The sequence below is a fragment of the Bradyrhizobium cytisi genome (genome assembly GCF_008123515.1).
In the GTDB taxonomy this organism is placed as follows: domain Bacteria; phylum Pseudomonadota; class Alphaproteobacteria; order Rhizobiales; family Xanthobacteraceae; genus Bradyrhizobium; species Bradyrhizobium cytisi.
The window spans coordinates 18868-33681 of sequence record NZ_VSSR01000025.1 but is presented as its reverse complement, the minus strand read 5'-3'; the positions used below and the strand labels follow the sequence as shown (position 1 = coordinate 33681).

The following is a 14814-nucleotide window of genomic DNA, read 5'->3' as shown; positions in this document are numbered from 1 at the left end:
AGTGGCGATGCTCAACAGCGAGCAACAGAGGATGATTGCCGGAGCGACGAAAGCCTGATGTGACTGCATTGTTGTCTCTCCCAATCAGAACAGTCGAGACAGTAGCTCGGCGACGTATTGCCGTGACTTCGTGATCGCTCGAAAGCGACTTCAATCCGGAGGCGGATTATTTCGTTCCGCGCGGCTGACGAAGTCTCTTCACGGTTTCGCGAGCGGAAAATTCCGAGGGAACCGCCTATTTGCAGCTTTGGCAGATCATCAGCTTGCGTTTCAACGCCGCATCTTCCCGGTCGATCGGGTCCTGTCCCGCGACGCCTTTTGTATCCGGATTGGTCTTGGAGTCCCTTGCTGCGCGTGGCTTCGTGGGGCGCGTCGCCTGATGCGGGGTGTTGTCCTCGACGGTGCCGACGCTGAAGCCATCGTAGTCGACGGCTGGATTTGGCGACAATGAAGGTCCGTTCGTCGCCGGTGTCGAGGACCGATTGTCAGACGCTGCCGGCGAAATCCCGGCGCTTGCCCGCGGCGGCGATGCTTTGGGCGGAGCAAGCGAAACCGGCGGCGCGACTGACGTCTGCCCTGTCGCGCTGTCCTGCGACCAGACGCCAACAAACACGAAGCCAAGAACCAGCAGCGTCGCGCTTTTCATCCGTATCCTTCAAGTGGCTTTGGTGCAGCGATTGATAGCATGACTCGGAGCCACGCCGTGTTGAAAATATGCCCGTAGGACGGGTAGAGCGGAAGCGAAACCTTCCCTGCGCCCTTAAAAGTCGACGCGAGGATGCGGAGGTGTGTCGGGTTGTCAGAGCTGTGCCGCCTCTCCGCACGCCGTCATTGCGAGCGGAGCGAAGCAATCCAGAATCTTTCCGCGGAGGATTCTGGATTGCTTCGTCGCATCAGCGCAAAATTGCTGCGCAATTTTGTCGCGAGCTCCACGCAATGACGGTGGAGAGAGCTGTCGCTCCACGCAGGTGGCTGTCAACGGCGTTTACGCCGTCCCCACTCCACGCTGCGCTCGCAATCACGAAACTACTTCGTGGCTGCGCTGATCGAGTTGAACTTGTTGCTGAGGAGGACGCTGCCCGTGTTGGTCACGATGGTCACGATCGCAAGCGCGACGCCGGCGGCGATCAGGCCATACTCGATCGCGGTGGCGCCATTTTCATCGGCAAGAAAAGACCTAAGCAAAACCATCGCGAACTCCTCTTGATCCGATCCAATGTAGGCGCGCGGCGTTATCAAACCGGTAAAGTGGTCGGCGGGCATTTGCGCGCGTCAAATAGGCCGGGCTCGAAATAGGCAAGGCTCGGCCGAAGCTTGCCTGCTGTGTCTTAACGTAACAGCCGTTAAACGAAGGTTTCATTATCCAATTCAAATGAGGGGAAGCCGGCCCGCCTCAACTCGTGGTGGTGCGTTCCAGCGCGCCCTTGCGAGCGCGTCCCAGCGCAGCCGCGAGACGACCGACCAGATAGCCCACCACATGCGGCTGCAAGCGCGCGGCAGTGTCGGCGATGCGCTCTTCCTCGGTCGTGTCACTCACGATGCCGATGTAGTTCTTTCTGGCGTCCTGCTGCGGCACGAAGGTGCGAACCCTGGCTCAATCGAACGCCGGACCATGGGGCGAGCAAGGGGAATCGGAGGTTAATTTTGGTTCCCGTAGGAATACTCGGTGCGACACGATGACATGATCGTGCGGAAGGGAAGCGCGCCGCTTAACGGATTATTGAGGCTGTTCGTCAACCGATCGTCAAGCATGCCGGTCGCGGCTTATCCACGGCGGCCGTCCGTGTTCAACGCCCGCAGCATCCCAACGCGCGCGAACATCAGCCAGCCGCCGCCGGTTTCCGCCGCGTTGATCAGCATCTCGATCGCAGTCTGCCAGCGCGGCTCCTGCTGCTCGGCTGCGGGCAGCTGCATGATGAAGTCGGCGGCCTCTTGCAGCGTGCGGAGCCGGCGTCCGCCGCGCAAGTTGATCGGATCGTCGAACGGCGTCGACCAGGGCATGTCAGGCAGCCCGGTCGGTGAGGGGAGACGTCACGGCGCGATCGGTGATGCGAGGTCGTCAGCCGGCCTTCTTCGTCCGTGTGGTCGCGCGCACCGGCTTGTCGGCCTTCTTCGATATAGCTTCCTTTGCCGCGGCCTCCTTGCCGCCCTTGCCCGAGATCGGCAGCAGCATCTCGCGCTGGCCTTCGACGCGCTTCTTCGGCTTCCTGGCCTTGGCGGTATCCTTGGCGGTTTCCTTGACCGTCTCCCTGGCGACTTTCGCTGCGGGGGCTACATCCTTCTCGCTGGCGAGACTCTTCTTCAGCGCGTCCATCAGGTTGATGACGTTGCCGCCGCTCTTCGGTGTGGACTTGGCCGCGATCGGCGCGCCCGCGCGCTTCTTGTTGATGAGATCGATCAGCGCGCTCTCGTAATGGTCCTCGAACAGCTCGGGTTCGAACGCGCCGGACTTCTTCTCGACGATGTGCTTGGCGAGGTCGAGCATGTCCTTCGTCAGCTTCACGTCCTGGATGTCGTCGAAATATTCGCCTTCGCTGCGCACCTCGTAGGGATAGCGCAGCAGCGTTCCCATCAGCCCGGCCTCGAGCGGCTCGAGCGCGATGATGTGCTCGCGATTGGTCAGCACCACGCGGCCGATCGCGACCTTGTCCATGCTGCGAATGGTCTCGCGGATCACCGCATAGGCATCGTGGCCGACCTTGCCGTCCGGCACGAGATAATAGGGGCGGATCAGATAGCGGTTGTCGATATCGGTCTTCGGCACGAACTCGTCGATGTCGATCGTGTGCGTCGAGTCTAGTGCGATGTCGTCGAGCTCGTCCTTGGTGACCTCGATGTAGGTGTCGGTGTCGACCTTGTAGCCCTTGACGATGTCCTCGGAGGTCACCTCGTCACCGGTCTCGGCGTCGACCTTGAGATATTTGATCCGGTGGCCGGTCTTGCGGTTGATCTGGTTGAACGAGACCTTCTCGGTATCCGACGTGGCCGGATACAGCGCGACCGGGCAGGTCACGAGCGAGAGGCGCAAAAAACCCTTCCAGTTGGCACGGGGGGCCATGGGTTACTCCAAACGCAACAGGGACAGGCTTATGACGATACCATCGGGGAACACCGAATCCTACATGGGTCAGTGCGGAATCTTGCAACTGCGTTAACCAGCCGCTGACCGTGCGGTTCGGCCCGATCGACTGGCAAAAGACCGGAACATCGTATCGGATCGGGCGTTGGCCCCGGACACAGGGCCGTGATGAGTTCGCGGTCAGCGGAGGCGACGTTCAGAGATTGAGGCCACCATGGCACGCACGCGCGAGGACCGTCAGATCGTTGAAACTGCAACCGAGGCGCGCCAGGGCGAGCCGGGGCCGTCGGTGGCGGCGCTGCTCGCCATCTCAACCGGGCTTGCGATCCTGATCCTCGCCGTCATCTGGTTCGTGTTCTTCCGGACCTGACGGACAATTCAGCGGGAAGGGCGGACCTTCCGACTCAGCCGCTAACGCGGCACACTGCGCCCGCCATGCCACAGGTCTCGCCCGGTGGCCTGGCGGGCGCAGTCGCGTCTGGTGCGAACACATCGTATATGACCAAGTATATGACCAAAAAATAACGCGGCCGGTTCCCCGCGTTCATATTCAGTTCACGCCGGGATTGATCATCTGTGGCGTAGTTGATGCAGTCATTTCGGAGAGAAGCGTGCGCCTGCTCGTTGTTGAGGACGACCCCGATCTCAATCGTCAGCTCACCAAGGCGCTGACGGACGCCGGCTATGTCGTCGACCGCGCCTTTGACGGAGAGGAGGGGCATTATCTCGGCGACAACGAGCCGTATGACGCCGTGGTGCTCGATATCGGCCTGCCGAAGAAGGACGGCATCTCGGTGCTGGAAGCCTGGCGCCGCAACGGCCGCACCATGCCGGTCCTGATCCTCACCGCGCGCGACCGCTGGAGCGACAAGGTCCAGGGTTTTGATGCCGGCGCCGACGACTACGTCGCAAAACCGTTCCACCTGGAGGAGGTGCTGGCGCGGATCCGTGCGCTGCTGCGCCGTTCCACCGGCCATGCCCAGAGCGAGCTCAGCTGCGGCCCAGTCACGCTCGACACCCGCACCGGCCGGGTCAGCGTCTCCGGCAATCCCGTCAAGATGACCTCGCACGAATATCGGCTTCTGGCCTATCTGATGCACCATTCGGGGCGGGTGGTGTCGCGCACCGAGCTGGTCGAGCATCTCTACGACCAGGATTTTGACCGCGACTCCAACACGATTGAAGTCTTCGTCGGTCGCATCCGCAAGAAGCTCGATGTCGACATCATCCAGACGGTCCGCGGCCTCGGCTATCTCCTGACCCCGCCGCCGGCGCCGGGCGCTTAAGGGGGCTTTCGAAGGATCTTGGCTTGACGGCCGCGCCTACACGGGCCTTGGTCCGGTCATGACCGCCGACGCCATGCCGCCACCTCGCGCCTCCGGGATCGTTCCGATGCCCGCCAGCTCGCTTGCGAACCGCCTGTTCCTGTCGGCGACCGCCTGGCTCGTGGTGATCCTGGCCATCACGGGTGTTGTGCTGTCGTCGGTCTACAAGAACGCGACCGAGCGCGCCTTCGACCGCCGGCTCAACCTCTATCTCCGTACCCTGATCGCCGAGGTCGCGACGCCGGACGAGCCGCCGGATCGCCAGTTCCAATCGCTTGGCGAGCCCCTGTTCGAGCTGCCGCTGTCCGGCTGGTACTGGCAGATCACGCGCACCGACACCGAGAAGCCGGAGGTGCGGTCCTCGCGCTCGCTCTGGGACAAGAAGCTGCCGAAGCTGGAAGAGCAGGGCACCGAGCTCACCGCGGCCGGCATTCGCCTCGCTTATGTCGACGGGCCGGAAGGGCAGAATCTGCGCATGGTCGAGCGTCCCGTCGATCTCGGCGCCGACGGCAAATACCTGGTCAGCGTCGCCGGCGACGATACCGAGATCTTCGACGAGACGCGCAGCTTCGACTACTATCTCGGCGGCACCTTCACGGCGCTCGGCATCGTGCTGCTGCTGACCACCGTGTTCCAGGTTCGCTTCGGCCTTGCCCCGCTCAAGCGCATCTCGGAATCCATTGCCGACATCCGCTCCGGACGGGCGGAGCGGCTCGAGGGCGAATTCCCGGTCGAGATCGCGCCGCTCGCGCGCGAGACCAACGCGCTGATCGACGCCAATCGCGAGATCGTGGAGCGAGCGCGAACCCATGTCGGTAATCTCGCCCATGCGATCAAGACGCCGCTGTCGGTGATCGTCAACGAGGCCGGAACGCATGCGGCCGATCCGTTCGCGGCCAAGGTGATGGAGCAGGCGGATGTGATGCGCAACCAGCTCGCCCATCATCTGGAGCGCGCCCGCATCGCGGCCCGCGTCTCGATCGTCGGCACCGTGACCGAGGTTGCCCCCGCTATCGAGGCGTTGCGGCGGACCATGGAGAAGATCCACCGCGGCCGCGGCATTGCCATCGAGGCCGAGGCCGATCCATCGGCGAAATTCCGCGGCGAGCGGCAGGATCTGGAGGAGATGGTCGGCAATCTCGTCGACAATGCCTGCAAATGGGCGGCCTCGCGCGTCTTCATCGAGGTGCTGGTGGAGGCCTCGCAGCAGGCCGGCGCAGGCCCCAGGCTCCGGCTCATTGTCGATGACGACGGGCGCGGCCTCTCGGAGGCCGAGCGTGCCCAGGTCTCCCGGCGCGGCCAGCGGCTCGACGAGTCCAAGCCGGGCTCCGGGCTGGGGCTGTCGATCGTGACCGATCTTGCCGCGCTCTATGGCGGCAGCCTGTCGCTCGGCAGCGCCCCGATCGGGGGTCTACGGGCCGAGCTGGTGCTGCCGGGAGTATAATCCTCTGATCTCAAACGATTATTTGGGCTTCCGAACGAAACCGGAGGTATTCGGAGCGACTTCCTCAACGGCTTCTTAAGGCGCACCCGGCTATGATCGGAGAGGACGCATCCTCGTCCGCCACTTACCGTGCATTACCCGGGCGCATGAGCCAGACATCGATCGAGCGGCTGAGGGAATATCTCGCGCAGCTCCCGCCGCAAGCGCAGGCGCTGCTGATGCGGGAGTTCGAGCGCGCGCTTGAGCGCGGCCAGGACACCGCGGTCGCAACCCTCGTGCTCGAGCAGCTGCGCAAGATCGTGCGCAAGACCGAGGCCGACGAAGTTGCGCCGCCGCGCGCCGACGATCTGTCGCGGCTGCTGTTCCAGATCCTGGAACCGTTCCTGGTCGAGGCTGGCGCCCCGACCCGGGTCGGACAGATCCGCCGCTCCGCACTCCATCCGATCTGGCAATGGCTCGGCCGCGACGGCGCCCCGGACAAGATCAACGAATTTGAGGCGGCGCTGGCGCGCATGCCGGCGTCGGACAGTGCGGGGCAGGTCGAGGCGCTGGCGCTCAAGCTCCAGGCCGTGGCTGCGCACGCCATCTTCGAGCTGACGGGGCCCGGCGGCGGCGACAAGTCGCGCGCGCTCGCCCGTGTCGGTCCGCCCAGCGTGATCGAGGACCTCTATTCGATCGGCGCGGTGCTCGCCGTTCGCGAGGCCATTGGCACGCTCAATGAAAAGCTGCCGCGCTTCCTGCGGACATTCGGCGATCCACAGATCGCCTCGGTGACCGCTGCGCTCAACGTTCCCGTGCTCCAGACCCCGCAGATGCTGCCATTTGCGCTGTCGGTGGTGGTCCAGCGCATGACCGCGCCGTGGCAGATCATTCGCCTCGCCATCAAGATCGCCGCGTCCGACGACGAGATCCGCGTCGCGGCGACGCCGTACGGCGTGGCCGTCACGATAGCCCTGCACGATCTGGCCCGGGTCGCCGCCAATTTGCGCATGGACATCAAGCGCGGCCATTTCGAGACGGTGGCCGACAATCTGAAAGCGCTGCACGACGGCGTCCGCGGCCTGCGCACCGAGCTCGACCTGCGCAACGATTCCGCCTGGGGCAAGCAGCTGACCTCGATTCGGGCCGACATCTCCAACGCGCTGCAGTCGGAGATCGACAACGTTCCCGGCCGCGTCCGCCGCATCCTGCGCCAGCGCCCCGAGAAGGACATTCCGCCGGGCGCGCGGATCGACAGCACCGAGGTCGAGGAAACCGTGGCGCTGATCGATTTCGTCGCAACCTGCCGCAATTATGCCAGTGAGCTCGCGATCAACGAGGTGACGCTGCGCACCTATTCCGACCTGCAGCAATATGTGGAACGGTCGACTGAGCAGCTGGTGCAGTCGCTGCGCGCTGCCGATCACAAGGTCCGTACCTACCGGCAGCAGCAGGTGCAGGCCGCGATCCGCTTCTGCCAGGTGCTGTTTGGCAACGATTACGCCTCGCTGATGAGCCGCGCGGCAGAGAACGCGGCGACGGGCGAGCGCAAATCGACCCGCGCAAGCTGATCCAAGCGCATTTTTCCGTAATCACAATTTGTAGTTGACGCTGCCGGTCGCGGGCCCTACGGTCCCCGTGCAAGCTTCTGGAATTTCTATCTGTGGGCGCATGAAACCCGTTATCAGCTCCATCGAAATCGAAAACCGCGTCATTGTTGCCAAATATCAAAGGCTGATGGTCGGCGCGAAGGTGGTGCTGGTCGAGAAGACAAGCGGTCGGCAACTGTCAGAAACCGTCACCAGGGTTGCATCGCCCGTTCCGGTCGGGGCGTTGCGCATCAGATTGCCTGAGGCAATCGAGCCGGGAACATATTTCCTGAGGGCCTTCAACGGGCATGGCGAGGACGCCGCTCGAAGCGTGGACTTCGAGATCAGCTAAGCCGTTGGATTTTCACCATTTCGGGACTATGTGCGCTCGCACCAAATTGACAATTGTCAATTGCCGCATCGTCCGGCCGTGGTGTAAAGCCACCTACAGGCGCGGCTCGCGCGCTGCCGGAAGCTTGCCAGATGACGCTATGGTTCGTGTTCGCGCTGATGACGGTCGCGGCGATATTCGCCGTGCTCTGGCCACTTGGCCGCGGCGCGCGTCCTGACAATCAAGGCAGCGAGGTCGCGGTCTACAAGGATCAGCTGGCCGAGATCGAGCGTGATCTCGCGGCAGGACTGATCGCGCTACCTGAAGCCGAGGCAGCGCGCGTCGAGATCAGCCGCAGGCTGCTCGCCGCCGCCGGCAGCGAGTCTGGGCTCGTGCTGACATCCAGTCTGAAATGGCGCCGCGCGGCCGCCGTGCTGGCGCTGGTCGGCCTGCCTCTGGTGGCGGCCGCAATTTACGTTCCGCTCGGCTCGCCCGCGCTTCGCGACTTCCCGCTAGCGCAGCGGGAGCGTGGGGCGGGGTCCGGCATGGCGCAGTCGCTCGAGAACCTCGTCGTGCAGGTCCAGCAACATCTGGAAAAAAATCCGACCGATGGCCGCGGCTGGAACGTGCTCGCGCCGGTGCTGGAGCGGCTTGGCCGCTTCGACGAGGCCGTGCGCGCCTATCGCAGCTCGATCACCTATAACGGCGAGAGCGCGGAGCGCCGCTCCGATCTCGGCGAGGCGATTACGGCCGCTGCCAGCGGCGTGGTGACGGCGGAGGCCAAGACCGAGTTCGAGCGTGCGCATGCGCTCAACGCCGACGATCCCAAGGCGAATTACTTCCTCGGGCTCGCAGCCGAGCAGGACGGCCGCAAGGATGACGCGGCCAATATCTGGCGCGCGCTGCTGGCGAAAGCGCCTGCGGATGCGCCGTGGCGGCCGCTGGTTCAGACTTCGCTCGCGCGGGTCGGCGGCGGCGTGACGATGCCGGCGCTGTCCGACGAGACGATCGCAGCGTCCAAGGAGATGAACGACGGCGATCGCAACGCGATGGTCCGCGGCATGGTCGAGCGTCTCGCCACGCGCCTCAAGCAGAACGGCGACGATGTCGAGGGTTGGCTGCGTCTGGTGCGCGCCTATCTGGTGATGGGCGATCGCGACAAGGCGCAGGCCGCCTCGACCGACGCCCGCCAGGCGATCGCCAAAGATTCCGAGCGGTTGCGCCGGCTCAACGAAGGCCTCAAGACTCTCGGGCTCGACGGATGACAGGCGCAGCACCAGACGAGCGGAGAACGGATACGCCATGACGCGCAAGCAGCGACGTATGACCATCATCGGCGGCTCCCTCGCCGTGCTCGCGCTCGCAGCCGCGCTGGTGCTCAACGCACTTCGCGACTCCATCGTGTTCTTCTCGACCCCGACTATGGTGGCCGAAAACCACGTCCAGCCCGGCAAGCGTTTTCGCCTCGGCGGCCTGGTGCAGCCGGGCTCGCTGCAGCGTGGCGACAATCTCGCGGTGACGTTTGAAGTGGCCGACGGCGGTGCCAAGCTGCCCGTCGCCTACAAGGGCATCCTGCCCGATCTGTTCCGCGAAGGGCAGGGCGTCGTTGCCGAAGGCGCGCTTGATGCCAACGGCGTGTTCAAGGCCGACACCGTGCTGGCCAAGCACGACGAGACCTACATGCCCAAGGACGTGGCCGATGCCCTGAAGAAGCAAGGGCACTGGAAGGACGATTACGGCGCCCAGGCTGCTGGTGGTGCCAAGCCTGCCGCCACGACGGCGCAGGGCAATTCGCAAGGAGCGGTGCGGTGATCGCGGAAGCCGGGCATTACGCGCTGGTGCTGGCGCTCGCGCTGGCGCTGATCCAGTCCTTCGTGCCGATGATCGGCGCCCGCTTGCGCGATTCCGCGCTGATGAACGTGGCGCGTTCCACCGCGCTGGCGCAGCTCGTGTTCGTCGGCGCCTCGTTCATCGCGCTCGTGACGTTGCACGTGAATTCGGATTTCTCCGTCGCCAACGTCTACGAGAATTCCCACTCCATGAAGCCGCTGATCTACAAGATCACCGGCGTGTGGGGAAACCATGAAGGCTCGATGCTGTTGTGGGTGTCGATCCTGGCGCTGTTCGGCGGGCTGGTCGCGGCGTTCGGCAACAATCTGCCGCTGTCGCTGCGCGCCCATGTGCTGGCGGTCCAGGCCTGGATCGCGAGCGCCTTCTATCTCTTTATCCTGATCACCTCGAATCCGTTCCTGCGCATCGTCAATCCGCCGATCGAGGGGCGCGATCTCAATCCGGTGCTTCAGGACATCGGTCTCGCCGTGCATCCGCCGATGCTCTATCTCGGCTATGTCGGCTTCTCGATCTCGTTCTCGTTTGCGATCGCGGCGCTGATCGAGGGGCGAATCGATGCGGCCTGGGCGCGCTGGGTGCGGCCGTGGACGCTGGTCGCCTGGATCTTCCTGACGCTCGGTATCGCGATGGGCTCCTACTGGGCCTATTACGAGCTCGGCTGGGGTGGCTGGTGGTTCTGGGACCCGGTCGAGAACGCCTCGCTGATGCCTTGGCTCGCCGGCACGGCGCTGCTGCACTCGGCGCTGGTGATGGAGAAGCGCAACGCGCTGAAGGTCTGGACCATCCTGCTTTCGATCCTGACCTTCTCGCTGTCGCTGCTCGGCACCTTCCTGGTGCGCTCGGGCGTCATCACCTCCGTCCACGCCTTCGCCAATGATCCGACCCGCGGCGTGTTCATCCTGCTGATCCTCTGCCTGTTCATCGGCGGCAGCCTGTCGCTGTTCGCGGGACGCGCGACCTCGTTGAAGCAGGGCGGCCTGTTCGCGCCGATCTCGCGCGAGGGCGCGCTGGTGCTGAACAATCTGCTGCTGACGGTGGCCTGCGCGGTCGTGCTGTTCGGCACGCTCTATCCCTTGGCGATGGAAGTGCTCGCCGACTTCAAGATGTCCGTGGGCGCACCGTTCTACAATCTCAGCTTCGTGCCGCTGTTCGTTCTGTTGCTGCTGGCCGTGCCGTTCGGGCCCATGCTGGCGTGGAAGCGCGGCGATCTGCTCGGCGTCACCCAGCGGCTGCTTGCGGCCGGCGTGGCGGGTCTTGTGGTGATCGCGATCGTCTGGGCCTGGACGCGTGGCGGCAGCGCACTGGCGCCATTGGCCATCGGGCTCGGGGTTTTCGTCATCGCCGGGGCCGCGACGGATCTGGCTGAACGAACCGGCCTGTTTCGTCTGCCGTTCGCGACGACGTTGCGCCGGGCTCGCGGCCTGCCGCGCTCGGCCTGGGGAACTGTGTTCGCGCATGCCGGTCTCGGCGTCGCGCTGATCGGGATCGTCTGCGAGACCACCTGGAACACAGAATATATCGCGACCATGAAGCCGAACGACGTCGCGCAGGTCGCCGGATATGACCTGAAGCTCGACGGTCTGCTCGAGCGCCAAGGGCCGAACTACCGCGAGATGATTGCCCAGTTCAACGTCAGTCGGGATGGCGAAGCGCTCAGCGTCATGACGCCGTCGAAGCGCAGCTTCACCACGCGTGGCTCCTCCACCACGGAAGCTGCGCTTTTGACTCGTGGCGCGAGCCAGCTCTACATCTCGCTCGGCGACGTCACCGCCGAGGGCGCAATCGCGGTGCGCATCTATCACAAGCCGCTGGTGCTCATGATCTGGTGGGGGCCGGTGCTGATGGCGTTCGGCGGCGTGCTGTCGCTATCCGACCGACGCCTGCGGGTCGGCGCGCCCAAGCCGGCGCGGGCCAAGCAGCGCCTGCAACCCGCGGAGTGACGCGATGCGCCGGATGATGTCCGCGATCGTCGCGCTCATGCTGCTGGCTATGCCGGCGGTGCATGCGGTGCAGCCCGACGAGATCATGTCGGATCCCGTCAAGGAGGCCCGCGCGCGCGACTTGTCGCGCGAGCTGCGCTGCATGGTCTGCCAGAACCAGTCGATCGACGATTCCGATGCGCCGCTCGCGCGAGATCTGCGTCTTCTCGTGCGCGAGCGGATCGCGGCCGGCGACAGCAACTCTCAGGTGCTGGATTTCCTGGTCGCCCGTTACGGCGAGTTCGTACTGCTCAAGCCGCGCTTCGAACGGCAGACCATGCTGTTGTGGCTGCTCGCGCCGCTGTTGCTGGCCGGCGGTGGGTTTGCGCTGTGGCGGCAAATTAGGCGTCGCTCGCGGAACGGCACAGACGTCATGGCGCCGCTGACGCCCGAGGAAGAGGCGCGGCTTGCCGCCCTGATGTCGGACGATGCGACATCGCGCTAGGGTCGCGCGGCGCCGTCGCCGGAACCCGTTAAGTTCCTGCAAGATCGCGACTTTTGGTCTGCGCTAAACTGCCGCACGCCAGCGCGGTCTTCATTACAAAAGTTTAACCCCGCAGCCAGCGCGCGGTAAGGCGCAAATCCCCATCTTCAGGTCCGTAAGGTGCCGCTACCGGGCACCAGATGGATTTCAAGGCCCTGGAGACCTGCATGACCGATCGTCCCGACCTCACCAACCTTCCGTCCTACCGGCAGCCTCGCCGTTCCGTGTTTTCCGCCCGCAGAATCGCGCTGATGGCTTCGGTCGTCGCCGGTCTCGGTGTCGCCGTCCACGGCTTCAGCCCGACGACGTCGCCCGCCGACCTGTTCTCCAGCCCGGCGCACGCGCAGGTCAACAACGAGGTCAAGAAGGTCGAGCGTCCGATCGGCTTCGCTGACATCGTCGAGCGCGTGAAGCCCTCGGTGATCTCGGTGAAGGTCAACATCAAGGAGAAGACCGCGAGCAACGACGACGGCGATGATTCCGCCTCGCCGTTCCAGCCGGGCTCGCCGATGGAGCGCTTCTTCCGCCGCTTCGGCGGTCCCGATGGTTTCCCGGGCCAGAAGGGTGGCCGTGGCCGCGTCGTGCAGGGCCAGGGCTCCGGCTTCTTCATCTCGGCTGACGGCTACGCCGTGACCAACAACCACGTGGTCGACGGCGCCGACAAGGTCGAGGTCACCACCGACGACGGCAAGACCTTCAGCGCCAAGGTGATCGGCACCGACCAGCGCACCGACATCGCCCTGATCAAGGTCGAGGGTAGCTCTAACTTCCCCTTCGCCAAGCTTGCCGACGGCAAGCCGCGGATCGGCGACTGGGTGCTGGCGGTCGGCAACCCCTTCGGTCTCGGCGGCACCGTGACCGCGGGCATCGTCTCGGCCAGCGGCCGCGACATCGGCAACGGCCCGTATGACGATTTCATCCAGATCGATGCGCCCGTCAACAAGGGCAATTCCGGCGGTCCGGCCTTCAACACTGAGGGTGAAGTGATGGGCGTCAATACCGCGATCTATTCGCCCTCCGGCGGCAGCGTCGGTATCGCGTTCTCGATCCCCGCCAACACCGTGAAGAGCGTGGTCGCCCAGCTCAAGGATAAGGGCTCGGTCAGCCGCGGCTGGATCGGCGTGCAGATCCAGCCTGTCACCTCGGACATCGCCGACAGCCTCGGCATGAAGAAGGCCGAAGGCGCGCTGGTGGCGGAGCCGCAGAAGGATGGCCCGGCGGCCAAGGCCGGCATCGAGTCCGGCGACGTGATCACGACGGTCAACGGCGAACCCGTCAAGGACGCCCGCGAGCTCGCCCGCACCATCGGCGGCATGGCGCCCGGCGCGTCCGTGAAGCTCAACGTGCTGCACAAGGGCCAGGACAAGGTCGTGAACCTCACCCTCGGCCAGCTGCCGAACACGGTCGAGGCCAAGGCCGACAACGACAACGACAACGACAGCGGCAAGGGCGCCAGCAAGGGCACCGACGTGCCGAAGCTCGGCATGACGGTTGCGCCCGCCAACTCCGTGGCTGGCGCCGGCAAGGACGGCGTCGTGGTTACCGAAGTCGATCCGAAGAGCGCGGCCGCCGAGCGCGGCTTCAAGGAAGGCGACGTGATTCTCGAAGTCGGCGGCAAGAGCGTGAGCACCGCCGGCGAGGTCCGCGATGCCATCAACACGGCGCGGACCGACAACAAGAACAGCGTCCTGATGCGCGTGAAGAGCGGCGGCCAGTCGCGCTTCGTCGCGGTGCCCATTGCCAAGGGCTGACAAGGGCTGAGCCGCAGGAGGCTTGCGAGATGAAGGGTGTCGCCGGCATCAGTCGCCCCCGCCGGCGGCACTCTTCCGGGGAGCAGCGCAACGCCTGCTCCCCATGCCTACCTTCCGGTGGAATTACGCCCCCCTCCGTCGGAAGGCATAGGGCGGTGAGGTCCCCCCAGCTTCACCGCCCGCCTTTTTGCCTACCCAAGTCCTGTTTGCCTAAGAAGTCCCGTTCGCTTGGCTTGCATGCGATTGCCGCTCGCGCCATGTTCAGAGAAGGTTGATCTCCTTGACCGCCGCCGAACGCACAATGCGCCTCCTCATCATCGAAGACGACCGCGAATCCGCCGACTATCTCGTGAAGGCGTTCCGCGAGGTCGGACACATTGCCGACCACGCCGGTGACGGCGAGGAGGGCCTCGTCATGGCCGAGAACGGCGATTACGACGTGCTGGTGATCGACCGCATGCTGCCCAAGCGCGACGGGCTGTCGCTGATCGGCTCGCTGCGCGACAAGGGCGATACGACGCCGGTGTTGATTCTCTCTGCGCTCGGGCAGGTCGACGATCGCATCAAGGGCCTGCGCGCCGGCGGCGACGACTATCTGCCAAAGCCGTATTCCTTTGCCGAGCTGCTGGCCCGCGTCGAGGTGCTGTCGCGCCGCCGCGGCGGTCCCGCCGAGGACACGCTCTACCGTGTCGGCGACCTCGAGCTCGACCGGCTCTCTCACCGCGTCGCCCGCGGCAAGGACGAGCTGACGCTGCAGCCGCGCGAATTCCGCCTGCTCGAGTATTTGATGAAGCATGCCGGCCAGGTGGTGACGCGCACCATGCTGCTGGAGAACGTCTGGGATTATCATTTCGATCCGCAGACCAACGTGATCGACGTGCACATTTCGCGGCTGCGCTCCAAGATCGACAAGGGTTTTGAGCGCCCGCTGCTGCACACGATCCGCGGCGCCGGGTACATGATCCGCGACGGGATACGCTGAAGTTTCCGTAAGGAATTCAT

The 14814-nt window shown here is 64.7% G+C and carries 16 protein-coding genes; 11 read left to right on the top strand and 5 right to left on the bottom strand.

Translation table 11 applies throughout. From position 1 onward, the window contains the following. Positions 1-235 precede the first annotated feature (235 nt). The 5 genes from FXB38_RS16915 to ku form a co-directional block, all read right to left on the bottom strand. Complete coding sequence (locus FXB38_RS16915) at positions 236-646, bottom strand: hypothetical protein (protein WP_187434936.1); 411 nt, start codon at positions 644-646, stop codon at positions 236-238. A gap of 380 nt (positions 647-1026) precedes the next feature. After that, positions 1027-1191, bottom strand: coding sequence for a Flp family type IVb pilin (locus FXB38_RS16910; protein WP_148752128.1), 165 nt, complete (start codon positions 1189-1191; stop codon positions 1027-1029). A 202-nt stretch (positions 1192-1393) separates the two neighbouring features. Continuing rightward, complete coding sequence (locus FXB38_RS16905) at positions 1394-1576, bottom strand: hypothetical protein (RefSeq protein WP_148752000.1); 183 nt, start codon at positions 1574-1576, stop codon at positions 1394-1396. 188 nt (positions 1577-1764) lie between these two features. Next, positions 1765-2001: a hypothetical protein gene (locus FXB38_RS16900; protein ID WP_148751999.1), complete on the bottom strand. Its 237-nt coding sequence runs from the start codon at positions 1999-2001 to the stop codon at positions 1765-1767. Positions 2002-2059: 58 nt separating this feature from the next. Then, entirely contained in the window at positions 2060-3058 is a 999-nt protein-coding gene (gene ku, locus FXB38_RS16895; RefSeq protein WP_148751998.1) for a non-homologous end joining protein Ku, read from the bottom strand. Positions 3059-3293: 235 nt separating this feature from the next. On the opposite strand from ku, the gene FXB38_RS42770 reads away from it, so the two are divergent. The 11 genes from FXB38_RS42770 (at position 3294) to FXB38_RS16845 (ending at position 14794) form a co-directional block, all read left to right on the top strand. Continuing rightward, positions 3294-3449 carry a hypothetical protein gene (locus FXB38_RS42770; RefSeq protein WP_187434935.1) on the top strand — a complete coding sequence of 52 codons (156 nt, stop codon included), beginning with the start codon at positions 3294-3296 and terminating at the stop codon, positions 3447-3449. Positions 3450-3690: 241 nt separating this feature from the next. Next, the gene (locus FXB38_RS16890; RefSeq protein ID WP_011085905.1) at positions 3691-4365 is read left to right on the top strand and encodes a response regulator transcription factor; all 675 of its coding nucleotides are present in this window, start codon (positions 3691-3693) and stop codon (positions 4363-4365) included. A 106-nt stretch (positions 4366-4471) separates the two neighbouring features. Next, positions 4472-5848, top strand: coding sequence for a sensor histidine kinase (locus FXB38_RS16885; RefSeq protein ID WP_148751997.1), 1377 nt, complete (start codon positions 4472-4474; stop codon positions 5846-5848). Positions 5849-5994: 146 nt separating this feature from the next. Then, positions 5995-7398: a hypothetical protein gene (locus FXB38_RS16880; RefSeq protein ID WP_148751996.1), complete on the top strand. Its 1404-nt coding sequence runs from the start codon at positions 5995-5997 to the stop codon at positions 7396-7398. Positions 7399-7498: 100 nt separating this feature from the next. Next, the gene (locus tag FXB38_RS16875; RefSeq protein WP_148751995.1) at positions 7499-7768 is read left to right on the top strand and encodes a hypothetical protein; all 270 of its coding nucleotides are present in this window, start codon (positions 7499-7501) and stop codon (positions 7766-7768) included. Positions 7769-7899: 131 nt separating this feature from the next. Next, on the top strand, positions 7900-9012 hold the full coding sequence (ccmI, locus tag FXB38_RS16870) for a c-type cytochrome biogenesis protein CcmI (RefSeq protein ID WP_148751994.1): 1113 nt from the start codon (positions 7900-7902) through the stop codon (positions 9010-9012). Between the two features lie 37 nt (positions 9013-9049). Further along, a complete protein-coding gene (ccmE, locus tag FXB38_RS16865; protein ID WP_148751993.1) occupies positions 9050-9559 on the top strand; it encodes a cytochrome c maturation protein CcmE in 510 nt (169 codons plus the stop codon). Further along, a complete protein-coding gene (locus FXB38_RS16860; RefSeq protein ID WP_148751992.1) occupies positions 9556-11538 on the top strand; it encodes a heme lyase CcmF/NrfE family subunit in 1983 nt (660 codons plus the stop codon). Before ccmE ends, FXB38_RS16860 begins: the two co-directional genes overlap by 4 nt. Positions 11539-11542: 4 nt before the next feature. Further along, a complete protein-coding gene (locus FXB38_RS16855; RefSeq protein ID WP_148751991.1) occupies positions 11543-12022 on the top strand; it encodes a cytochrome c-type biogenesis protein in 480 nt (159 codons plus the stop codon). A gap of 206 nt (positions 12023-12228) precedes the next feature. Then, positions 12229-13812: a Do family serine endopeptidase gene (locus FXB38_RS16850; RefSeq protein ID WP_148751990.1), complete on the top strand. Its 1584-nt coding sequence runs from the start codon at positions 12229-12231 to the stop codon at positions 13810-13812. 301 nt (positions 13813-14113) lie between these two features. Next, a complete protein-coding gene (locus tag FXB38_RS16845; RefSeq protein WP_148751989.1) occupies positions 14114-14794 on the top strand; it encodes a response regulator transcription factor in 681 nt (226 codons plus the stop codon). Positions 14795-14814 lie beyond the last annotated feature (20 nt).